The 22219-nt window shown below is 38.5% G+C and carries 22 protein-coding genes; 16 read left to right on the forward strand and 6 right to left on the reverse strand.

Going from position 1 to position 22219, the window contains the following annotated elements; genetic code table 11:
• Positions 1-25 precede the first annotated feature (25 nt).
• Positions 26-1258 carry a serine/threonine transporter SstT gene (gene sstT / locus ACP8HG_RS21600; RefSeq protein WP_187046764.1) on the forward strand — a complete coding sequence of 411 codons (1233 nt, stop codon included), beginning with the start codon at positions 26-28 and terminating at the stop codon, positions 1256-1258.
• A 188-nt stretch (positions 1259-1446) separates the two neighbouring features.
• Entirely contained in the window at positions 1447-2367 is a 921-nt protein-coding gene (locus tag ACP8HG_RS21605) for an HNH endonuclease (protein WP_187046765.1), read from the forward strand.
• A gap of 53 nt (positions 2368-2420) precedes the next feature.
• Here ACP8HG_RS21605 and ACP8HG_RS21610 read toward each other — a convergent pair whose 3' ends face one another.
• Entirely contained in the window at positions 2421-2555 is a 135-nt protein-coding gene (locus tag ACP8HG_RS21610; protein WP_338653397.1) for a hypothetical protein, read from the reverse strand.
• Positions 2556-2934: 379 nt separating this feature from the next.
• On the opposite strand from ACP8HG_RS21610, the gene ACP8HG_RS21615 reads away from it, so the two are divergent.
• The 6 genes from ACP8HG_RS21615 (at position 2935) to ACP8HG_RS21640 (ending at position 8505) form a co-directional block, all read left to right on the forward strand.
• On the forward strand, positions 2935-3666 hold the full coding sequence (locus ACP8HG_RS21615) for a class I SAM-dependent methyltransferase (RefSeq protein WP_438297979.1): 732 nt from the start codon (positions 2935-2937) through the stop codon (positions 3664-3666).
• A gap of 380 nt (positions 3667-4046) precedes the next feature.
• Complete coding sequence (locus tag ACP8HG_RS21620; RefSeq protein ID WP_187046767.1) at positions 4047-4856, forward strand: MerR family transcriptional regulator; 810 nt, start codon at positions 4047-4049, stop codon at positions 4854-4856.
• 122 nt (positions 4857-4978) lie between these two features.
• A complete protein-coding gene (locus tag ACP8HG_RS21625) occupies positions 4979-5746 on the forward strand; it encodes a CPBP family intramembrane glutamic endopeptidase (protein WP_438298683.1) in 768 nt (255 codons plus the stop codon).
• A gap of 550 nt (positions 5747-6296) precedes the next feature.
• Complete coding sequence (locus ACP8HG_RS21630; RefSeq protein WP_067213845.1) at positions 6297-6599, forward strand: ArsR/SmtB family transcription factor; 303 nt, start codon at positions 6297-6299, stop codon at positions 6597-6599.
• A 159-nt stretch (positions 6600-6758) separates the two neighbouring features.
• Complete coding sequence (locus tag ACP8HG_RS21635; RefSeq protein WP_187046769.1) at positions 6759-7772, forward strand: zinc-dependent alcohol dehydrogenase family protein; 1014 nt, start codon at positions 6759-6761, stop codon at positions 7770-7772.
• Positions 7773-7947: 175 nt separating this feature from the next.
• Positions 7948-8505 (forward strand): NUDIX hydrolase, encoded by a 558-nt coding sequence (locus ACP8HG_RS21640; protein WP_067206256.1) that lies wholly within the window; start codon positions 7948-7950, stop codon positions 8503-8505.
• A 464-nt stretch (positions 8506-8969) separates the two neighbouring features.
• On the opposite strand, the gene ACP8HG_RS21645 is transcribed toward ACP8HG_RS21640, so the two are convergent.
• Complete coding sequence (locus ACP8HG_RS21645) at positions 8970-9131, reverse strand: hypothetical protein (RefSeq protein WP_438297980.1); 162 nt, start codon at positions 9129-9131, stop codon at positions 8970-8972.
• 480 nt (positions 9132-9611) lie between these two features.
• Between ACP8HG_RS21645 and ACP8HG_RS21650 the strand changes: the two genes are divergently transcribed.
• From ACP8HG_RS21650 to ACP8HG_RS21665, 4 genes are all read left to right on the forward strand, one after another.
• Positions 9612-9926 carry a hypothetical protein gene (locus tag ACP8HG_RS21650; RefSeq protein ID WP_067206261.1) on the forward strand — a complete coding sequence of 105 codons (315 nt, stop codon included), beginning with the start codon at positions 9612-9614 and terminating at the stop codon, positions 9924-9926.
• 318 nt (positions 9927-10244) lie between these two features.
• Positions 10245-10733: an NUDIX domain-containing protein gene (locus tag ACP8HG_RS21655; RefSeq protein ID WP_187047791.1), complete on the forward strand. Its 489-nt coding sequence runs from the start codon at positions 10245-10247 to the stop codon at positions 10731-10733.
• Between the two features lie 560 nt (positions 10734-11293).
• The gene (locus ACP8HG_RS21660) at positions 11294-13126 is read left to right on the forward strand and encodes a hypothetical protein (RefSeq protein WP_438297981.1); all 1833 of its coding nucleotides are present in this window, start codon (positions 11294-11296) and stop codon (positions 13124-13126) included.
• A gap of 218 nt (positions 13127-13344) precedes the next feature.
• A complete protein-coding gene (locus tag ACP8HG_RS21665; RefSeq protein ID WP_067206265.1) occupies positions 13345-13686 on the forward strand; it encodes a hypothetical protein in 342 nt (113 codons plus the stop codon).
• Positions 13687-14006: 320 nt separating this feature from the next.
• On the opposite strand, the gene ACP8HG_RS21670 is transcribed toward ACP8HG_RS21665, so the two are convergent.
• The gene (locus ACP8HG_RS21670; protein ID WP_438297965.1) at positions 14007-15218 is read right to left on the reverse strand and encodes an IS110 family transposase; all 1212 of its coding nucleotides are present in this window, start codon (positions 15216-15218) and stop codon (positions 14007-14009) included.
• A gap of 569 nt (positions 15219-15787) precedes the next feature.
• Between ACP8HG_RS21670 and ACP8HG_RS21675 the strand changes: the two genes are divergently transcribed.
• The 4 genes from ACP8HG_RS21675 (at position 15788) to ACP8HG_RS21690 (ending at position 18527) form a co-directional block, all read left to right on the forward strand.
• Complete coding sequence (locus ACP8HG_RS21675) at positions 15788-16267, forward strand: hypothetical protein (RefSeq protein ID WP_438297983.1); 480 nt, start codon at positions 15788-15790, stop codon at positions 16265-16267.
• Positions 16268-16342: 75 nt separating this feature from the next.
• Complete coding sequence (locus tag ACP8HG_RS21680; protein WP_399631042.1) at positions 16343-16723, forward strand: hypothetical protein; 381 nt, start codon at positions 16343-16345, stop codon at positions 16721-16723.
• A 421-nt stretch (positions 16724-17144) separates the two neighbouring features.
• Positions 17145-17420, forward strand: coding sequence for a hypothetical protein (locus tag ACP8HG_RS21685; RefSeq protein WP_438297984.1), 276 nt, complete (start codon positions 17145-17147; stop codon positions 17418-17420).
• Positions 17421-17516: 96 nt separating this feature from the next.
• The gene (locus ACP8HG_RS21690) at positions 17517-18527 is read left to right on the forward strand and encodes a serine hydrolase domain-containing protein (protein ID WP_438298684.1); all 1011 of its coding nucleotides are present in this window, start codon (positions 17517-17519) and stop codon (positions 18525-18527) included.
• Between the two features lie 65 nt (positions 18528-18592).
• Here the strand turns inward: ACP8HG_RS21690 and ACP8HG_RS21695 are convergent, their stop codons facing one another.
• The 3 genes from ACP8HG_RS21695 to ACP8HG_RS21705 form a co-directional block, all read right to left on the reverse strand.
• Positions 18593-19291 (reverse strand): ZIP family metal transporter, encoded by a 699-nt coding sequence (locus tag ACP8HG_RS21695; protein WP_187046773.1) that lies wholly within the window; start codon positions 19289-19291, stop codon positions 18593-18595.
• Positions 19292-19463: 172 nt separating this feature from the next.
• On the reverse strand, positions 19464-20978 hold the full coding sequence (locus tag ACP8HG_RS21700; protein WP_067213849.1) for a glycine betaine uptake BCCT transporter: 1515 nt from the start codon (positions 20976-20978) through the stop codon (positions 19464-19466).
• 203 nt (positions 20979-21181) lie between these two features.
• On the reverse strand, positions 21182-22186 hold the full coding sequence (locus ACP8HG_RS21705; protein ID WP_438297985.1) for a hypothetical protein: 1005 nt from the start codon (positions 22184-22186) through the stop codon (positions 21182-21184).
• Positions 22187-22219 lie beyond the last annotated feature (33 nt).

Raw genomic sequence — 22219 nt, forward strand, 5'->3', positions numbered from 1 at the left:
AAAGAAAAATCTGGAGGATAGTATAATGAAAAATTTATTTGTTAAATGGAATCAAATAAGTCTAGTAAAAAGGATAGTTATTGGTATTATTGCCGGTCTTATTTTAGCTTTAATCGTTCCTACTGCAGCAAGTTGGGTATCCATTTTCGGTTCTTTATTTGTCGGTGCATTAAAGGCAGTGGCACCAGTCTTAGTATTATTCTTAGTGATGCACGCAATTTCCGTGCATAAAAGCGGTACGAAAACGAATATGAAAGCGATTCTTGGGCTTTATGCGATTGGTACACTCCTAGCAGGGGCTGTCGCTGTCGCTGTGAGTTTTATGTTCCCGGTTACACTAACATTGACAACAGGAGCAGAAGGGCTTTCTCCACCAGAAGGTATTGTTGAAGTTCTTGAAACATTACTCTTTAACATAGTTGCGAATCCAGTTAATGCATTACTCAATGCTAACTATTTAGGTATTTTAATGTGGGCAGTTGTTCTTGGACTTGCATTGAAAAATGCCAATCAAAATACAAAAGACGTGTTAGGTAGTTTTTCAGATGCAATTACTAAAGTCGTGCAATGGGTGATCAATTTAGCACCGCTTGGTATTATGGGGCTTGTTTTTGATGCTATTGTAACAACTGGCTTTTCTGCTTTACTTGTATACGGTAAATTAGTTTTAATTTTAGTTGGATGTATGTTGTTTATCGCACTTGTAGTGAATCCGTTAATCGTATATGTCTATATACGCAGAAATCCTTATCCAATTGTTTTCAAGGTTTTAAAAGACAGTGGTATCACGGCATTCTTTACACGCAGTTCAGCTGCAAATATTCCTGTAAATATGAAGTTATGTGAAGAACTTGGCTTAGATGAGGATACTTATGCAGTATCAATTCCTCTAGGTGCTACTATTAATATGGCAGGTGCAGCCGTTACAATTGCTGTACTAACTCTCGCAACAGTCCATACGCTTGGGATTGAAGTTGATTTTGTGACTGCACTTCTTCTTACTGTTGTTGCGGCTGTGTCTGCAGCAGGTGCATCAGGTGTTGCAGGCGGATCACTTTTGCTTATCCCGCTAGCGTGTAGTTTATTTGGAGTTCCAAATGATATTGCTATGCAAGTGGTTGGCGTAGGCTTTATCATCGGTGTTGTTCAAGATTCTTGTGAAACTGCACTGAATTCATCTTCTGACGTACTGTTCACAGCTACAGCTGAATATGCTAAGGAACGTAAAGAGGGTAAAGTAGTTACTGTGAAGTCTTAAGAATTACGATGAAAAATTAAAAGCCACGATTACCGAAGATGATTCGGCGATCGTGGCTTTTGGTTGTGCAGAAATCATTTTTTTACTCATTCAGGTCAATTTGAAACTACAATAAGCAGCCTAAAGGAAAAAAACAGCTATAATGAGTATAGAGCTAGTTGAATTGCGATTTAGGGAGTGTTCCATACATGCAAAGTTTCGTTGTGATGCAAGGTCAGACATATCAAGAAGAAAAAGAATTAGGAATCATTTGGTCACTGCAACAAGACAGTAGTGGGAAAGAACGTCATTCACGGCTACGAATGATAGAGGTAAATGAAGGGGATCGCATATTTCATTATGTAAAAGGAAATATTGTGGCGATTAGTGTTGCTAAAACAGGATGCTTGATAGCGAGTAATCCGTCAACTATGCAAAATCAAGAACGTTTGATTGATGATGGGTATTTAGTGGAATTGGACTATCATGAACTTGAAGTACCTGTGAATGTACTCTCGAAATTTGATGACATTTTGCCGCTTCTGCCAATTAAGTATTCACCATTTCAAACAGATGCAAATGGTAATCAAGGGTATTTATATCCTTGCAATGAGGAATTAGCAATAAAGTTAATAGAATTAATTGGCGACCTTAATATTTATCAAGTAGATGAAGAGCAGCTCGAATTAGCAATTGGTACGGTGCTTCAAACAGAGCGTAACACATTCATTCCCATGATTGCTGAAACAGAATCGGAATTGAAAACAAAGATTCGTTTAGGGCAACAAAAGTTTAGGGAAGGTTTACTACCACTCTGGGATCACAAATGTGTTCTTTGTGAGATTGAGTTACCTGCACTGCTTCGCGCAAGCTACTCTAAGCCATGGAAAGACGGTACGAGTTTTGAAAGAGTGGATCCTTATAATGGTGTCCTTCTATGTTGTAATCATGATGCGCTCTATGAGAATGGATTTATCGCATTCGATGGACAAGGTAGATTGCATATTTCATCACAGATTTCGGAAGAGGATTATGAAAAGTACAGTATGCATTCAAAAATGAAAATCGCCCGAACTGAGGAGAACAAGCCTTATTTCAAGTGGCATAAAAAAAATCTATTTAAAAAATAAGATAGTGTAGAAGCTATGGCTGTCACTTTTGGCGTCATTTTGCACATCCAACTTTACAACCAATTATTAAAGAACGATTCGAATCTGGCTAGTAAAAATGCGCCTGCACATTGTTCGACAATCGTGTCCCTTAACGGCAGACTGTTTACTTTTCTATATCCGATAAGAACAAAAAAATTAACTTTCATTCTTATTTATTTGCGTTCTTTACGATTTTTAAAGTCCTTCGATATCCGAGAAATAATAAAAGAACAAGTGTATATAAGTACACCACAAATCGAATAGATAGCTGTTAATTTGGTCGTTATTGGAAAAAACACTATGAGCATTATAATGCCATTCTACGTTAGCGTATCCTAACCAAATGCAGCTCTTTGTTCTTCTGGAACTAACGCGGCAGGTGAGTTCAATAAGGAATCGTTATAGCGAAATTTTTTATATAAATTTTATTGAAAAGTAAATAACTGGCTAATTGTCAATTCTAGAAAACAACTGATAGAATAAATTAATTTGTGTATGTGGCGATGATTCGCCCGACATCTCAAGTTTTAGAGGGGAGACGTTTCGATGGAATTTAAAGGACCTAGCGTCTACGATCAAACCGATTTTTTGAAAAATTACATGATTAGAAGAAGTAGAAACGATAGTCCAAATAATGCAATTGAAGGACCAATTATCTATGAGTTAATTGGGATTTTTCAAGATAGTAGCGTCTTAGATTTAGGGTGTGGTGATGCATCGTTTGGAAAAGAACTCTTACATTTAGGAGCAAAAAACTACACAGGAGTAGAAGGTTCGAAACAAATGGTGGAAGTGGCACGCTCTAACATACTTCAACAAAACGGGACAATACACTTTGAAACAATGGAATCTTATGATTATCCAAAAGAAGCATTTGATCTTGTGACATCTCGATTTGCAATCCATTATGTTTCAGACATTAATCGCCTGTTTCGAGATGTTCATAAAACACTTAAAGAAAACGGGAGATTTGCTTTTAGTATCCAGCATCCACTTACAACTTCGTCTTTTGCTAGTAAGCAATCTGGAGATAAACGCGGTAATTGGATTGTCGATGACTACTTCCATGAGGGGGAAAGAAAAGAGCCTTGGATTGACCAAATAGTGGTTAAGTATCATCGAACAATCGAAAATTATTTTATAGCACTTAAACAAGCTGGATTTTCAGTTCTAGATTTACGCGAGGGTACACCAAAGCGTGAACATTTTAGTAGTGAAGATGAATTTTTTAGAAGACAACGAATTCCTATTGTACTGGCTTTTTCTTGTGTGAAGTAAAATAGATATCCTAATACTGAATGTTGAACTAACAGGTGCTTTACTTCATTAATGAGTAAAGCTTTTTTTTATTCAACTAACTGGGCAGGTTAGTTGAACAAGAATAAAAAGAAAACCTACTTATAGTTTTTTAAAAGATTATTCATTTAATACGAAGTTTGATTATATAAATAAAGATTTATTATTTTTTAAAAATGATTAAAGTTATCTCCCCTCTAAAGGATGGCTTAGAGGGGAGATAAACTTTAATTGAATATTTATGTTAACATAATTATGAAGATTGAGAATAAATATTCGATCATATTAATAAGGTCCGTGATTGTATAGTAATTATTTAAAATTACTCACTGAATATTATATCTTTAGGAGGTCAATATGAAATGGAAAGGAATACTTATAGAACAAGTCAATTATTTGAAATTCTGGGTGTATCAAGAGATGCACTTAGGTATTACGAGAAACAAGGAATTGTAAAACCAAACCATGATGAATCAAATAATTATCGACAGTATAATGATTATGATATATATACATTATTGGTAGCGGATTTTTATATAAAGAGAAACTTATCGATGAAAGAAGTTAGAAAACTACAAGAAGGAAGAGCAATAGAAGAACTGGAAACTTTATTAGAAGTAAAAGCCGAACAATTAGAAGAAACCATACGAAATAAAAAATTCATGCTTCAAAAAATAAAAGAAACAAAAGTATTCTGTGAGGAATTAAAAGAACACTTAAACCAATACTCCATAAGGAAATTCCCAACCTATGAAGTAATTGATGAGTTTTCTGACTTTTATTCCTTTCTGGAGTATCCTGCTTTATTGCAAAATATGGATATGATGAAGGATGATATTCTTAGCAAAATCATGAGGAAATTTACTTTTGATGAAAACGGGTTTCTAGATTCCAAGATGTATATTGTTGAAAAGCATGAAACGATACATAAGGAAAATATCGGATGTTATTTACAATATTCTAAATGCATCTATACAATTGTTGAGGATGGCAGGTATCAAAATGGAAATAGTGATATTAAATATAAAGTTTTTGAATCTACTGTGGAATGGGGAAACGAACAAGGACTTAAACCAAAAGGGGTTGCTTTTGTTAATACTCGTCTTATTACATATCTTGATAACAAAGAACGAGCCTTCTTAGAAATATATGTTCCTGTTGAAGAAGAGTAAAATACTTTTTATTGATATTGACCTGGGGGTAACACCATAGTTTATCTTTATAACCAATGGAACAAGTGCAAACTGTTCTATTGGTTATTTATATAAATAGGAGGGTGTTTGGTTTGAGTGGAATGGTAAAAAAATATATTATATGGACCTATGTCATGTTCTTTGTATTTCTTCTTGTCATAGGGCTGACGATGTTTTTTTTAAAGTCTCAGCTCGTAGTAGATATATTAATCGTGCTATCATCATGGACGTCTACATTTGTCTTCGTAACAATGTTCCGTAAAATCTATCCCCAATGGAACCTATGGAACTTTATAAAAAGCCAATTTAGGGAAAGAATCAGAATATCGACTGTATTGTGTATCGTTCTTATTCAATTTTTGCTTTTAATTGGTAGTTTATTAATGACAAACAAAATATGGAATGTGCCCGTATATGAACAATTTACTGCTTCATGGACTTCACTTCTTATCTTATTTGGCTACAATTTAATTCTTGGACCACTCGGGGAAGAATTAGGGTGGAGGGGATTTGTATTAAATGATTTGCAAAAAAGATTCAGTCCATTAAAATCAGCCATTATCGTTGGATTGGCTTGGGGCTTCTGGCATACACCGTTATGGCTTATGTCAGGATACTCAGGATTACAATTGGTGCAATATATCATTTATTTCTTGTGTGGCATTGTTGCTGTATCAATCATCATAACTGCATTTTATAACTTGAATCATAATCTCATTATTCCTATTATGATTCACCAACTTTTCAATTATTTTTTGGTCATTCAAGTTGGAAACGTACTTAATATTCTTACAGTTACCTCTGTAATATATTTAATAGTGGCTATAGTTTTAGTTTTAGTTAATTATAAAAAGTGCTTATTGAGGTAATTAAATGGAGCATCTGGTTTGTGCAAAGTTTGTATCGAAAAAATAGTACACTAAAAGTAAAGTAAGTTTTTTTATGTAGACCTCCTTCAACTAACAGGGGCTTTAGTTGAAGAAGGGACTGCCTCTACATAGTAGTTTTTTTCTAAAGTATTTAATATTACTTCACTAAAATATTTCCAACATATTTAGCCGTTCCAAAATCAGCAGTAAGATTTACCTCAATTAAATGGTCACCTTTTTCATTTGGGTAATTAAAAGTTTGACCATTAAACATTAATAGTTCTTCTTCACCAGCCTTAACTGCTACTTGTAGTTCTTTTGCTAATTCTAAACTGTCTGCTGTTTTTATCGTACTTCTTTTACCTAGCTTATATCGATTTGTAAATAGTCTCTTTTATTAAGAAAGGGGGACTTTTTAAATTATTGGAGGTGTCATAAATAGACCGATAAAAGGTCAGGAACGGTTTTGGGGGGAGATAGATTTCAACCTATAGAGATATTAATGTTTATTAAATTGACAAATTGGTTTTTGTCGATGTATAATGTGAACATGGATAAGATAAATATTTTTAAATCACTTTCAAATGATGCTCGGCTGCAAATCCTAGAATGGCTTAAAGATCCTTCGGATCATTTTGAACCACAGGATGGGATTGATTTAGTTGAAGTTGGTGTTTGCGTTAGTCAAATAACAAATAAGTTAAACATGACTCAATCTACTGCTTCCCAATACTTGTCAACCTTACAAAAAGCGGGTTTAATTGAGGCCACAAGGTTAGGTAAATGGACTTATTACAAAAGGGATGAGGAAGCCATAAGAAACCTTGGTATATTCATTCAAACAGAACTATAACAATAACCAAATTCCGTTATGAATTTGGTTATTGTTATCACTTACACATCGACAATTCGGGATATGTATTTCTGTGTTGCGAGTCGTTTAGACTAATAAGTGGTTATAAATAATATTCTTATTGCAAATATATATTTAAGGAAAGAGGAAAAGATGAATATGAAAGCATGGAAAAAGCAAGGCGTAGGATTGGAAAACTTAAAATTAGTAGATGTGGATATTCCGAAACCAGGTCCTAAACAACTGTTGGTACGTGTGAAGGCTGTATCCCTCAATTTCCGGGATAAATCAATTATGGATGGTGATTATTTACCAGACTTAATGAGTAAACCTTTCACACCCGTATCGGATGCAGCTGGAGTTGTAATCGGTGTGGGTTCAGAGGTAACAAAATTTAATGAAGGTGACCGGGTGGTTTCCCATCTTTACACAAAATGGACTGATGGAGCACCAACCGAGGACTATGGCCCAACTGCAGTGGGTGGACCTAATGATGGTGGTCTTGCGGAATATATGCTCCTAGACGAAGACGCAGCGGTAATGACACCTTCTAATATGACAGATGAAGAAGCGTCTACACTTCCGATTGCAGCCTTAACAGTTTGGTTTTCTTTAGTTGAATATGGAAAAATAAAAGCCGGCGATACAGTACTTATTCTTGGTACGGGGGGAGTATCAATCTATGCGATTCAAATCGCTTCTGCACTAGGGGCAAGAGTTATTGTCACAACTAGCAGTGACGAAAAGGGCGAACGAGTAAGGGCTCTAGGAGCAAAAGAAGTTATAAACTATGTGAAAACACCGGATTGGGAAAAAGAAGTATTAAAGCTCACGGATGGTAAGGGAGCTCAGCATATTTTAGAAGTTGTTGGTGGAGATAGTATTAACCGTTCCATTGATGCTCTTGCACAACAAGGAAATATCTATGTCATTGGGTTCCTGAAGAGTATGATGGCAGAAGTAAATTTGTTTTCATTGTTGTCCAAACAAGCGCGTATACAAGGTATCTTTGTGGGGCATCGGAAAGCTTTCGATGAAATGAACAAAGCATTTAATGAACTGAACATTAAACCCGTGATTGACACAGTTTATCCCTTTTCTGATGCAATCCAAGCCTATGAGCATCTGGGTCGTGGAGCATTCGGTAAAATCGTAATCAAAGTATCTGAATGAGGAAGCATATATTCAAACTTTATATTGGTTTATAGCCCGACTATTTATCTTAATTTATTTCAATCAAAAAGTAACAACGCTAAATAAATATAAAAGTCCTTGGAGCATAGTATCCTCGGGCTTTTGTTATTTATCTGAAAAAAATAGTTATGACGAATTATATGGAGGTTTTTATATGGGAATGAATTATTGCTCGAACTGTGGAGAAGTGTTAGAAATACGTGTCATTAATGATGAAGAGTATAAAGCATGTTCAAGCTGTTCATTTATTCATTGGGGAAATTACAGTGTAAGTGTTGGAGCTTTAGTCATAAAAGAGGAAAAAATGTTACTCGTTCGCCGTAAAGATAATCCTGGGAAAGGGAAATGGACAAACCCCGGTGGTTATATTGGTCAAACAGAACTTATTGAACAAAGTGTCATACGTGAAGTATTAGAAGAAACAGGTGTAACTACAAAAGTGAAATCGATCGTAATGTTGGGGGATTATCCAGGTCGAGTACATAATATTTATATTGGATTTTTGATGGAATATTTAGAAGGGCAGCCACAACCAGATGAAGTTGAAGTAGATGGTGCAGGCTTTTTCTCATTGGAGGAAATGGAATCAATGAATGTTGCTGATATGACTCGTGGACTGGTACGAATCGCTTTTGATCATCAAACGATTGGATTAAAATTGAACCCCTTACCAAAAACAGAATTTAATGGCTACACGTTTTTTAATGTATAACACTAATTATAGGAAGGATTCGGATTCCGAACGATTTATTGAAATAAAACATCGGTATAAGTGTATTCAAAAAAACTTGCGAATCTAACACAATAGAACTATGTTAGATTCATAAAGACAGCCTCAGCTCTTGCTACATAGGGGATGAAGCTGTTTTTTAGTCATCCATTTTTTTCGGTGCTCATTTGAATCTAACTTAACGCATTTTAGAATTAACTTAAGTTAGATTGGGGGGGCGTTAAAATGCGTGAGGTGAGGCATTAAAATGAAGGTTGCTCATTTTATAGCTATGTTGTGCCACAATTGCGCCTGATAGCTTAACAAGTTATACATTTCCAATAATTTTTCATCTCTGGAAGATCATACATTCGTTTGTTCTAATTTGTTGTAAATGTTTCTTGCCTTATGAGGTATCCTCCCTGTTCCAGTTTCCGTCTTACTTCCTGATGCAATATCTTTTTAAATTATTTCTCCTTCTTCCTGTTCAATTTTATGAGATTTACTTCGAGAACATTATTAAGTTCATCAGGACCATACGCTGTTACAATTACTCTTTCCTCTACTAGTTCAGCGCGGTGATCTGTCAAGTAGTCTCTTAATAGTTTCGTAGCTGGTTCCGCATCCATATATTCTTTTTCTATTTCCGTTATTTCATTGCAAGCTGTAAGCCATAGTAAAAGCAGGTTTACAAACTACGATTTAGAATAGATTGAGTTCATCTATCTTACCCCTCCTGAATACCGAATACTAAATCAAATAGCCCGATTATTGAATTGTCAAAGTTCGTCTTGTCTACGTAATTAAATCGAATTTTTTACAAAATTTGTTCAATATTGGCAAGGCTGGTACATTAACTATAATAGGATTTATTTTCCGGAAATACCGCCCGTATTGGGTGCGACAGTCTGTGATGCCACAGTGGTCGTTGGAGTATAACTAACGGATAGGGTTCTATGGCACCATAGTTCATCGACCTTCTTCGCAAGCCGTAGTATCCAATAACAGTTCTGCACATATTTTCAACTTCTGTGGTGTAGCGCTGATTTTGCGCTACATGTATGGCGGTTAGTTGAAGAAAAGTGTCAAATGACCGGGGGTTCTCAAGGATGAACAAATTAGGAAAAGTGCTTCAATGGTTAGGTTTTATTCTTATTGCTTTAGGACCGTTTTTTGACTTAGAAGATACGTATGCAAACTACCTTCCTATACTTATGATAAGTGGTTCAACTCTTGCTCTGTTAGGGAGTCTGCTGAGTAAGCCAAAGAAGTTAGAGATTTTGGCAATTTGTTTAGGCATTTTGTCTTTAATAGCTTATTTTTATTTAGATCAACGGTTGATATACAAAATTTTAATCATAACAATTCTTGTGTTAGTTGTAGTACATGGCATTTTGGATAAGAAAAATCATCATTTAAAATGAATAACCTGGGAACTCAGTATTATAAAAGTCTGAATTACCGGTCTTATCGAAGTGGCGGGGAAGACTAAAGGGGTAGTTCAGTTGAAGAAGGCTTATTGAAATGATCAAATTTTTTATGAAAAAGGTGAACCGGAATTTCCTATCTCTATATAGAAGGGATTTCGGTTTTACCTGTAGATCAGGTACCTGTTAAGTAATAATAATGTTATTCCATTGAAGGGCCATTATATGTAGTAGGATTTTTGATCGTATAATGCTCTTTTAGTTTAAAAAATAATTGTAGAATTAGAGAGGATGGTATTATTGGAAGTCCGACAAATGGCTACTGCATTCTTAATTCATCAAGGAAGTGTACTAATGATGAAAAAGAAAAAAAGTAAAATCTTTAATTTTGAATTTTGGGGTGGAATTGGAGGTCATATGGAATCCGATGAACTTAATTCTCCAATGACGGCAAGTTACAGGGAAATTGAAGAAGAGACAGGATTTAAAAAGGATGACATCAAAAATTTCAGGCTTGAATACATACTGCTTGAGAAGAATAGCGGGGAAATACGTCAGCAATATGTCTACTTTGGAGAAACAAAGCATATGAACTTTATTCCTTCAGACGAAGGGGAATTATTTTGGGTTCCTAAGAATGAATTATCAGGTTTATACACCTCAAAAGTTATCAGTTCAACTATTGAACACTATTTGAATAACATAACTAATACCGATGATATATTTGTTGGAACGATGATGACTAGCAATGAATTTAATCCCAAAATTCAATGGTCAACTATCAAAGAGACCGTTGATTTTTAATTTTTTTATCCTAACTAGTTATACAGAAACTTGTTTTTTTTAACTACTGAAGTCTTATTTTCAATAGTTCAACATAAAGGATCTCCCGTAAAAGGGAGTTTTTTTAATGGAAGAAAGAAGGGCCTGGATTTTCATTATCAGGCCATTTTATTGAAAATCAAAAGAAATTAATAGGATGATAATTATGAAAGAGGTTCATTCGGAAAGCATTCACTTACAAGAGAGCTGTCATCTTATTAAGCAAACGGGTGCGTTAGCGGAGCGAGTCTATAACTGCTCATGCGGTTCTGTGCTTAATAGAGACTATAACTCTACCTAATAAATTTTTGATTTAGTTAGTTAGTCAGATTAACTAGTTCAATAATTTTTAAAGACATATGCTATCCAGACAGGTTGATTATTATTTTTCAACTTGATCATTATTTAGAAAGGAGGTACAAAAATGAGTAATTGGAAATGTGAATATTGTCATTACAAAAGTGAAAATCTTGAAAAATTTTGCAGACGATGCGATGCTCGGTATCCATGGATAGTTAACACTGACGCTGACGCAACTGCTGATGCTGACGCAACTGCTGATGCCGACGCAACTGGTGACTCCGACGCAACCGCTGATGCCGACGCAACAGCTGATGCCGATGCAACTGGTGACGCCGATGCAACTGGTGATGCCGATGCAACCGCTGATGCCGACGCAACAGCTGATGCCGACGCAACAGCTGATGCCGACGCAACAGCTGATGCTGACGCAACTGCTGATGCCGATGCAACTGGTGACGCCGATGCAACCGCCGATGCCGATGCAACTGGTGATGCCGATGCAACAGCTGATGCCGACGCAACAGCTGATGCTGACGCAACCGCTGATGCCGATGCAACTGGTGACGCCGATGCAACTGGTGATGCCGATGCAACCGCCGATGCCGATGCAACTGGTGATGCCGATGCAACCGCTGATGCCGACGCAACAGCTGATGCCGACGCAACCGCTGATGCCGATGCAACAGCTGATGCCGACGCAACCGCCGATGCCGATGCAACTGGTGACGCCGACGCAACCGCTGATGCCGACGCAACTGGTGATGCTGACGCAACCGCTGATGCCGACGCAACTGGTGACGCCGATGCAACCGCCGATGCCGATGCAACTGGTGACGCCGACGCAACTGGTGACGCCGACGCAACTGGTGACGCCGATGCAACCGCCGATGCCGATGCAACTGGTGATGCCGATGCAACTGGTGACGCCGATGCAACTGGAGACGCCGACGCAACCGCTGATGCCGACGCAACTGGTGATGCTGACGCAACCGCTGATGCCGACGCAACTGGAGACGCCGATGCAACCGCCGATGCCGATGCAACTGGTGATGCCGATGCAACTGGTGATGCCGATGCAACTGGTGATGCCGATGCAACTGGTGATGCCGATGCAACTGGTGATGCCGATGCAACTGGTGACGCCGATGCAACCGCCGATGCCGACGCAACAGCTGATGCTGACGCAACAGCTGATGCCGATGCAACTGGAGACGCCGATGCAACTGGTGATGCCGATGCAACAGCTGATGCCGATGCAACTGGTGACGCCGACGCAACTGGTGATGCCGATGCAACTGGAGACGCCGATGCAACTGGAGACGCCGACGCAACTGGAGACGCCGACGCAACTGGTGATGCCGACGCAACTGGTGATGCCGATGCAACTGGAGACGCCGATGCAACTGGAGACGCTGATGCAACTGGAGACGCCGACGCAACCGCCGATTCCGATGCAACTGGAGACGCCGATGCAACTGGAGACGCCGATGCAACTGGAGACGCCGATGCAACTGGAGACGCCGATGCAACTGGAGACGCCGATGCAACTGGAGACGCCGATGCAACTGGAGACGCCGATGCAACTGGAGACGCTGATGCAACTGGTGATGCTGACGCAACTGGAGACGCCGATGCAACTGGAGACGCTGATGCAACTGGTGATGCCGATGCAACTGGTGATGCTGATGCAACTGGTGATGCTGATGCAACTGGTGATGCCGATGCAACTGCAACTGGAGACGCCGATGCAACTGGTGATGCCGATGCAACTGGAGACGCCGATGCAACTGGTGATGCCGATGCAACCGCCGATTCCGATGCAACTGGAGACGCCGACGCAACTGGTGACGCCGATGCAACTGGAGACGCTGATGCAACTGGTGATGCCGATGCAACTGGAGACGCCGATGCAACCGCATCTGGTGATGCAACTGCGACTGGAGACGCCGATGCGACTGGTGATGCCGATGCAACTGGAGACGCTGATGCAACTGGTGATGCTGACTCAACTGCTACCGCAAACGCTGGAAACAATACCTTTACAAATGGAAACAATACCGTTATCAACGTAACCGATAATAGTGCTGGATTTATGGCTATGACTCTATCTAATCTTATTATGATGGAAAGCTTAATGGGTAACCAGAATTCAGACAATATAGAACCTCTAGTTTCTAAATTCACTAATATAATGAATGAGTTATTACAAAGTGAATATAGTAATCGCAAAGCTATCCTTGACGCTATTAATTCTCTCAAAAAAGAATAGAAAAGAATCGGAGGAGGCTACATGACAAAAACAAATGTCTCACGCTGTATGATTTCTACGGAGGAAGATAGCGATAACCTATATGTAAAAGTTAAAAATAAGAACCAAGAACTTAGTCGTCAATTCACCATAAATGCATACAGTAAAAATTCACCGACAAAGGAATTATTACCTGTTTATGTCGATAATCAACCTGCACATATAGATACCCTAGATCCTGATGCAGAAAAAGTCTATAGAATAGACGTGTCAAATGTAAAGGGGCAGGTTATTTTCGAGATTATCCAAAAAATGGGCAGCTCAAGTATTAAGGTTTCCAAAAACAGCAAAAACCCCTTTTCGGTAGAATTACACATTAAATAAAAATAGCTTGGATTTTCGTGGCAACTAAATCCACCTAAATAAAATGATAGACATAATTTTGATCTGAGAATATTTTTCTTGAAATATAATTTCTTCAACTAACAAGTTACTTTAGTTAAACAATCGGCTGCCTTTACAGGGCAGCTTTTCTTACGATTAGTCAAGTATCTTAGATAACTTTTCTCATTTCCTCTGAAGAAATTTTTTCATGAACATTCATGCATTATGAGGATTTTGATTGTTGATCCACACCAAATAAGCCTAATGACTTTTCGTTTTTTCACAAGGCTTGAATATGTTAAAATGATGCTACGGCTATACTAGGGGGCTAACCTGTAGTCGTAGTTTTGATTATGTGTTACAAGAAAGAAAATCGTCTTTAACAACTTGTTCACGCATGCGATGGAGGCAACCTTATGACATTTATTGTAGGGTTGCGCTTTTAATTTATCGTAATACTCCACGATATGATTTCCACCGAATCGTCGCTGTTTAATCATGTTCTGAACGTTTAGATACATGATTTTACGCAAGTGCTTATTCCCACGTTTATTGATTTTATCTCTCGCTAAAAATTTCCCTGATTGGTATCGTCTAATATCGATACCTGCATATGCGTTTAGCTGTCTGTTGTTGTCAAACCTACGAATGTCGCCAATTTCCGCTATGATTCGGACGGCCGTGTTCGCTCCAATAGCAGGGAGACTACGTAAAATTTCATATTCTTTAAGTTCCTCGGCAAGGGACTCCATTTTGTCGATGCATTGATTCTTCTGAAGAAGGAGCTCTTGATATCGTTTTGCATATACACGTACTTGATCACACAGTACATCAGTTGAAGAGGCGGCTGGGTAAGATTGTTTTGCTGCCTTGAGTAGTTCAACTGCCTTTTCCTCCGCTTTTTTAACGGACAATCGTTTATTTGTATTGGCAAGTATCCGATTTTTAATGACCGTCTTTGATTGATTTATGACAAGATCTGGATGCGGATATAATTGTACTACGTTCAGGAATAGCTCGGATTTGGTTGTGAATACCTTCTCGAGCTCAGGAAAGGTTTCCTGAATGACCTTATGCATTCGGCTCCGGGCGACGCTCAATTCATCGTCCAATTCACTGTAATGCCTAGACATTCGTTTCAGTTGTCTGTAAACATCATCCGACACTGTTTCAATCCGTCTTTCGGTCGTAAAGTGTGTGAGTGCCAATTGATGTGCATCACTTCGATCCGTTTTGTGCATACGCAAAGAATCGCATTGGAGTTTTGCTTCCAAGGGATTTAAAAGACAATACCTGTATTTGTTCTCTATCATAAAACGTTCCAGAGGCCTTGAGTAGACACCTGACGCTTCAAATACGATGTGAGGATGCTCTCCATATCCGTCAATTAAGTCATCGATCAAAACTTTGAGTTCGATGAACTCGGGACGATTGTGCTCGATTTCTTTCTCCAACTCACACTTCTTCAGCGCGTTATAAACGACCATATAGCTCTTTCCCATACTGACATCAAATGCGATGACGTGTTTCATATTCACCCTCCTTGTGTGTTTTAAAGACCTCACCTTCACCTTATCGATTCCCATTTCTTATACACGATCTCGATGGATCCAACATACTTAAACCTGATTCAAATAAGGGGAGTGAAGTAGGTCGGTTTTTTATACGGATTCAAGACCCCAAAGCTGCCACGACCTATTCTTCACCTCTACTATATAAAAAAATAGTAGTGCTAACCAATGCCTTGGTCTGCACTACTGATCTTAGTATGTTTTCTTAATGAAATTAAATATTTCCTAAAACGGGCATTGCGTCTACTAGATCTGCTTGAAAAAGTTATGAATCAAACACAATATAAATATGTTAGATTTGCGAAAAGTCGCTCTTTCATTTACATAGGAAGACTTTTATCTATTGCATGTGTCATAACTTATTGAGTAATGAAGTTAAATATTTCCATGAACGGATTTTAAGTTGATCTGGATTGGAGATGTATAAGGTTTGATCTCATGGAGACAATCCTTTACCTTCTACTTCAACTAACGCAGCAAGTTAACTGAAAGGGTTAACCATATTAAGATAATTAAGGGGTGCGAAGGAAATGACAAAAGAAAATATTAATGTTGATTTCACTATGAACACATTTGATACAAGTAAAATGGACATGTGGACTAAAGAACAGTGGAAGGAATGGGTTGGGGATCCAGAGGATAATATAGGAATTCAACTATTGTTGATTAATGATACTAAGTTTTATTTGAAAGTAATGGGGATTTATTATAACGAAGAAACAGGAGACATGTTTTTTGGTTTTGATACACAAAATAAACTTGATCGAGACATAAATATTCAATTCGGCAAATGGGAAATAGATGAAAATATTAATGATTTATCCCATGAAAAGCCCCAGTATATGGAGAAATACTCTGAAATAAGAGGTTTTCAAAGGTTTGTGAAGCGTACATATTTGGAAAGTTGGGATACGATAACAATAGAAATAAGTATTCTCGACGCAGAAACAAACTTAAGTATTAGAGAATTTAAATTTAAAATAGAAAAGCATTTAATCCAGGTTTTTTAGTAAAGTATCGTAGGATTGCCATGGGTAATTCTAATTGATTTTTCATACAACGCGGCAGTATATAGGAGGAAGTGAATGACAATATCTATTCACGATGGTGTGTTAATTGGGTACTCAGTAAATTTTCTTGAAAATGAATTGCTATTAGATATCGAAACGGTGGCAGATGAAATTGTAACAGTTACATTCGAGGATTACTTAGCACATTATTTCGATCATGTAATGGCGGGAAGTATTTTATTTGATATTGAAGAAGTAGATTTGAATACATTTTTCGTAGGGAACAGAGAACAATTTGAGTTCCATAAATTATATGCTTGGCCGATTTGCTACGATGATACGAATGAACTCGAAAAATACTTACAAAAGAATAATTATAAATGCTATGTGATTAGTGCGTCACTAGGATTAAGTGGTTATGTATTTGCAAAAACGCTTAAAAGTAAAAGGAAATGATAAGTTGGAGGAGAAAAAAGTTTGTGAAGTATTCTACTAAACTCCCATGAAAATAAAAAAACAGCCCCATTCTTCAGAGAATATAGGCAAGGCTGGTGCAATAAGCAAGGGAGGATTAATCGCCCGTAAGCGCTACTCGTATTGGGTGCGACAGTCTGTGATGCATCATGGTCGTTGGAGTTAGCCTAACAGGTAGGGTTGTTTAATAAGAATGAAAAGTTAAGGTGCATTGTAAAGTGAAGTGAGGCTGATGAATAAAAATGAAAGAATGTTGTTTTAAAATTAATTTATCTTTAGAAGAAGCTAAAAAAAATATTGTAGTTGGATGAATGAAGAGATTGAATTTGAGTTGGATGAGTACGGGGATTGTGTTGATAAATCAGTACACATTTCTGAAACTGAAGATGGATAGACATATTTTGTGGACTTCGAAGGAGGAGCATTCTTTGGTTTATCGAATCAGGCATGGACGAAACTGGCAAATGGTAGATCTGTTATCTATGCTTACTATGATGAAGATTTAAATACAGAGCTTATAGTAATAAAAAATGGTACGTTAATAAGAGAGTTTTCACTTTATGAAGATGAACCAGATGCTAATGTGAATTTGGGAGCATTTGAATATGAAGAACATTCACCAATAGTAGATTGGAAAGATGTAGTTACTTTTCTTGAAAAAGAATTCACACTTAATTAATAGGTGCTTATTGTAACTAACGGGTAGGTTCGTTCAACATGGTTTAATCTATTTTTTGTTGAATTTGACAAAAGAAAGGAGGGCACAAAGTTGGATATTAGATATCAAAAATTAATCTCATGGGTTGAAGATATAAAGGAGCTAAATCACTGCTCCGCATCGGCATTGCTTATACTTAAGGATGATGAAATGGTACTAGAGTATTACAGTGGAAGCCACTCTAATAGAGAAGGTTCATTGCCTATAACGCAATTTTCACAGTTTAATGTTGCATCGGCGAGAAAAAGTTATTTAGGGCTAGCTGTTGCATATGCAATCCATGAAGGTAAAATTAAAAGTCTTGATGATTATGCAGTAAATTACTTTGAAGAATTTGATAAAGAATTACTTGGTAGAACAACCATTAGAAATTTAATTACGCATTCTCATGGTTTAAATGAGGACGAGTATGGAATGGTTTATAGAGAGTTTGACCCAGGTCAAGGGTGGGCGTATAGAGGGATTAATGTATTAATGATGACACAATTAATTAAACAACTATACAACCAAAGTGTTTCTGAATTGTTACACGAAAGAATCTTTTTACCTTTAGGTTATAAGGAAACAGCTTGGCAAACAAAAGAAAATGAAAATTTAGTTAAAGTTATTGTTAATCCTAACGAAGAGGCAACATCTAAACTGGGCAATTCAAATGATGGAACTGAGTCTAACCTTTATGTCTCTGCTCGAGAATTTGCACATTGGGGCAATCTTCATTTAAGAAAAGGAAATATAAATGGAGAACAAGTTGTTCCAAAAGAAGTAATTGAAATTGCAACACAAGTTCAAAGCCCTACATATAAAAATGAAGAAACTCCATTGAATGGTGCGTTTTGGTTTGTTCAAGGAACTCCGTCATTAAAAAGCGAGATTGGAGACCGAGTGCCTAAAGGTGCTTTTCAAATAATAGGGGTAACAGGTCCAACTTTATTAGTAATACCTGAATATAATGTTGTTGTTGCAAAGATGTATAACAAAAGATATAACTATGAAGGAATTGACGGGAAAAATTATCTCTATTATTTAAGAGAATTTAGTAATTTAGTAGCTGATATATTTTCTGAATAATTTCTCATTTAACTAACAGGTGCTTAAGTGAAGAGTCGGCTATCTTTCATCCATATTGCCTAAAATTATAACAACAGATGAAATAGAGTACTTAGTAAATAACCCGTAAAAATATAGGTGATAAAAGATCTTGGAGGTACCAGCTTTAGATTATGCAGGATGAATTCACTAATGCTTGTAGTTGCAATGAGGCCAATGGAGATCCCCATTAGAACACCTTGCTCTTTGGTAGACAGATTTACGTAATGCCCGATCCAGATGAATAGGCTAAAGCATAGCGATAAGCTGAGGAAACCTAAAAATAACTTCCATGGCTTTTTCCTTTGCGAAAGAAAAGCAGTTGTAAGTGCAAAACCTTCTGGAAGATGATGCAGAATTACAGAAGCCGTAATTGTGATGCCGACTATTGAACTCTCCATTAAGCTGCCAATGGTCATACTTAGCGGGATTGTATGGATGAGTATGGCAAGCATGAGCAAGTAAACGGAAGGACTTTGACCTGCAGATGGGTGGAATAAATTGCGAAGCACTAGAAAAAATAGGTATCCAATGAATACCCCCAGTATGATACCGAAAGACTTATACATCTTCAATGCGCTTGGAATGATATCAAGTGCCAGTAATCCTACTAAAAATCCACCGCATAGGAGTGATAATCCTGCGGTTGAATTGTGGAATAGTTTAGATACTAGCCAAGCAATTCCACCTCCGAAGCTTACACTTAAAAAAAGAAAACTGCCAAGTAATATTGCACTCACTTTCATCACCTACCCATTATAATTCGTAAAACCTCTCTACGAAATATATGCAGATTGCTCGCATCTATGAAGTACAACTTTCAAAGCAATAATGTGGGAGAGGCGTTTAAATAAGTTGGAGAACATAAAAAGAAAAGCCAAGGTTGAGCACACGGCTCAGTCTTGGCTTTTCAAATTACTATTTCCTCTTCTTCGAATAAGGTCTCACCATCAGTCCCATCTCCGTTCGTTCTTTATCAAGAGCCTTATAAAACGAAATCATCATTAAAATGATGACGAAGGAGAAGGGGAATGCAGCAATAACCAATGCATTCTGCAGTGCGGTTAGCCCGTTGGCAGAGAGCAGAATGATGGAAACTGCTGCTTGTGCAACACCCCATGTCAGTTTCACAATATTTGGCGGATTAAGCGATCCGTAAGTTGACTGCATTCCGAGCACGAATGTGGCAGAATCTGCGGATGTGATGAAAAAGATGGCAATGAGGATAATTGCTAAAATCGATAGAAACATTGACATTGGCATCCCATTGAAAATGGCGAAAAGTGTCTCTTCTGTTTTCAATCCAGATAAGTCAGTTCCTTTCATTTGTACATCCATTGCCGTGGCACCGAAAACGGAAAACCAGAAAAAGCTAAGCAATGTGGGGAGCATCAAGACACCAACTAAGAATTCCCGGATGGTTCTTCCACGTGATACGCGGGCAATGAAGATACCAACAAATGGGGACCATGAAATCCACCACGCCCAATAAAAAATAGTCCAACCATTAATCCACGTACGATTGGCATCATCAAGCGGTGCTGCCCGGAAACTCATACGGGGTAAGTTTTGCAAGTAAAGACCGATTGTATCGGTAAATGTATTGAAGATTAACATAGTAGGTCCAAGTATGATAACAAGTATCAGTAAGATGACCGCAAGTACCATATTGATATTAGATAAATATTTAATTCCTTTACCTATACCTGACCAAGCAGAAGCAACAAATAAAATTGTTACGATAATGATGATGATAATTTGAACGGTAAAATTGATGGGGATATCGAATACATAAGATAATCCGCCGTTGATTTGAATAGCTCCAAACCCTAGAGTCGTTGCAACCCCTACTACCGTCGCGAAGATAGCGAGTAGATTGACCAATGTGCCTAAAGGACCGTTCATCCGATCTCCAAAAAGGGGCTTCAAAGTTGAGGAAATCAATCCAGGTTCCCCTTTACGGAATTGGAAATACGCAAGTGACATGGCAACTACAGCGTAAATCGCCCATGCATGAATACCCCAATGGAAAAATGTGAAGCGCATCGATTCACGAAAAGCAGCGTCGGTTCCTGGCAGTTCAGTTGCGGGGTCTATAGCAAAATGGGATAAAGGTTCGGCTGCTCCCCAAAAGACAAGTCCAATCCCCATTCCTGCTGAAAACAGCATTGCGAACCAGCTCATTCGAGAATACTCAGGCTTCTCATCAGGTTTTCCGAGCGTAATCTGACCAATTGGACTGACGATAAAGAACAGACAGAACAGTACAATTCCAGTGACAACGAGTAAATAATACCAGCCGAATGATGAAGTTATGAAGTTTTTCATATTCTCTGTTACGTTTTCGAAGCTTTCAGGTGCAAATGCTCCGAATAAAACTATCAAACCTATTAGACCGACCGAAATCCAAAAAACACCTGATACCTTTTTCATCAAATCACCTATTTTTCTTATAAGATAATGGTACACATCATTTAGACTAATCTTGTCCATTATTCTTCATTACCATGCACGCACCTCTAATTACATTCCCTCTCTCTGTCATTGTTAAACAGATAAGCTCAATAAAAAACGATTCCATCGGTGATGGAATCGTTTTTTTCATTAAGTGAGCATAGATAATAGAAAGTAGCTAATTAAAAACAGGAGAACTTGTCGATTCGATTAAGGTCGATCCCCATGTATTCCCATCTTCTTTGCCTATTACGCCATCTGTAACCGGCGACAGAAGTACGTCCGACAAAGACTGGGAAAAACCAAAAACCTTGTCTTCTGGATAGCCAGACATAGGTATAGCGGTAGAGACAACCACGGATTGCACCTGGATCTACTGCAAACAACTGGGTACTTGGATAAGCTGGTATGGTATTTGGTGGCGGAGATGATGGGGCTTGTTGTCCGCCCGGTTGTCCTTGGCCCGGTGGTCGTCCTGGAGGACCAAATCCCGGCATTCCTGGTCCCGGTGGCCATCCTGGAGGACCAAATCCAGGACTACCTTGGCCCGGCGGTCGTCCTGGAGGACCAAATCCGGGCATTCCTGGCCCAGGTGGTCGTCCCGGCGGACCAAATCCGGGCATTCCTTGGCCCGGCGGCCGTCCTGGCGGAGCAAACCCCTGCATGTCGTGTCCTGAGTGGAAAGCAACCATTTCCTGTTCAGGCATCCCGTAACCTGACATCTCTTGCTCTGGAGAAAAAGCTTGCATGTCGTAGCCCTGTGCCTCTTGCCCTGGAGAAAAAGCTTGCATGTCGTAGCCCTGTGCCTCTTGCCCTGGAGAAAAAGCTTGCATGTCGTAGCCCTGTGCCTCTTGCCCTGGAGAAAAAGCTTGCATGTCATAACCTTGCATCTCTTGCTCAGGAGAGAAAGCTTGCATGTCGTAGCCCTGTACCTCTTGCCCTGGAGAGAAAGCTTGCATGTCATAACCTTGCATCTCTTGCCCTGGAGAGAAAGCTTGCATATCGTGTCCAGACATCCCTTGCCCAGATGAAAAACCTTGCATCCCCTGTCCGGACATTCCCATACCTGGTGACCAGCTATCATTCGCATACCCAGACGTATCTTGCGCCCGGTTTGCTTCATATCCTTCAGGTAATTTAGGGTACCATTGCTGTTCCCCTTGACCACCTGGTTGCATGTTGACCATTCGTTCACTCCTTCCAAGCGATTCTCTTTATCC

The sequence above is a fragment of the Sporosarcina sp. FA15 genome (genome assembly GCF_051550195.1).
GTDB classification, from domain to species: domain Bacteria; phylum Bacillota; class Bacilli; order Bacillales_A; family Planococcaceae; genus Sporosarcina; species Sporosarcina psychrophila.

Bases quoted from the DNA above. Each gene is read 5' to 3' on its own strand.
- ACP8HG_RS21635 (WP_187046769.1), top strand. From the start codon at position 6,759: ATGAAAGCATGGAAAAAGCAAGGCGTAGGATTGGAAAACTTAAAATTA.
- ACP8HG_RS21620 (WP_187046767.1), top strand. From the start codon at position 4,047: ATGGAAAGGAATACTTATAGAACAAGTCAATTATTTGAAATTCTGGGT.
- ACP8HG_RS21655 (WP_187047791.1), top strand. From the start codon at position 10,245: ATGGCTACTGCATTCTTAATTCATCAAGGAAGTGTACTAATGATGAAA.
- ACP8HG_RS21645 (WP_438297980.1), bottom strand. From the start codon at position 9,131: ATGGATGCGGAACCAGCTACGAAACTATTAAGAGACTACTTGACAGAT.
- ACP8HG_RS21670 (WP_438297965.1), bottom strand. From the start codon at position 15,218: ATGAAACACGTCATCGCATTTGATGTCAGTATGGGAAAGAGCTATATG.
- ACP8HG_RS21700 (WP_067213849.1), bottom strand. From the start codon at position 20,978: ATGAAAAAGGTATCAGGTGTTTTTTGGATTTCGGTCGGTCTAATAGGT.
- ACP8HG_RS21665 (WP_067206265.1), top strand. From the start codon at position 13,345: ATGACAAAAACAAATGTCTCACGCTGTATGATTTCTACGGAGGAAGAT.
- sstT (WP_187046764.1), top strand. From the start codon at position 26: ATGAAAAATTTATTTGTTAAATGGAATCAAATAAGTCTAGTAAAAAGG.
- ACP8HG_RS21615 (WP_438297979.1), top strand. From the start codon at position 2,935: ATGGAATTTAAAGGACCTAGCGTCTACGATCAAACCGATTTTTTGAAA.
- ACP8HG_RS21705 (WP_438297985.1), bottom strand. From the start codon at position 22,186: ATGGTCAACATGCAACCAGGTGGTCAAGGGGAACAGCAATGGTACCCT.
- ACP8HG_RS21625 (WP_438298683.1), top strand. From the start codon at position 4,979: ATGGTAAAAAAATATATTATATGGACCTATGTCATGTTCTTTGTATTT.
- ACP8HG_RS21605 (WP_187046765.1), top strand. From the start codon at position 1,447: ATGCAAAGTTTCGTTGTGATGCAAGGTCAGACATATCAAGAAGAAAAA.
- ACP8HG_RS21610 (WP_338653397.1), bottom strand. From the start codon at position 2,555: ATGAAAGTTAATTTTTTTGTTCTTATCGGATATAGAAAAGTAAACAGT.
- ACP8HG_RS21675 (WP_438297983.1), top strand. From the start codon at position 15,788: ATGACAAAAGAAAATATTAATGTTGATTTCACTATGAACACATTTGAT.
- ACP8HG_RS21640 (WP_067206256.1), top strand. From the start codon at position 7,948: ATGGGAATGAATTATTGCTCGAACTGTGGAGAAGTGTTAGAAATACGT.
- ACP8HG_RS21660 (WP_438297981.1), top strand. From the start codon at position 11,294: ATGCTGACGCAACTGCTGATGCCGACGCAACTGGTGACTCCGACGCAA.
- ACP8HG_RS21650 (WP_067206261.1), top strand. From the start codon at position 9,612: ATGAACAAATTAGGAAAAGTGCTTCAATGGTTAGGTTTTATTCTTATT.
- ACP8HG_RS21695 (WP_187046773.1), bottom strand. From the start codon at position 19,291: ATGAAAGTGAGTGCAATATTACTTGGCAGTTTTCTTTTTTTAAGTGTA.
- ACP8HG_RS21630 (WP_067213845.1), top strand. From the start codon at position 6,297: ATGGATAAGATAAATATTTTTAAATCACTTTCAAATGATGCTCGGCTG.
- ACP8HG_RS21680 (WP_399631042.1), top strand. From the start codon at position 16,343: ATGACAATATCTATTCACGATGGTGTGTTAATTGGGTACTCAGTAAAT.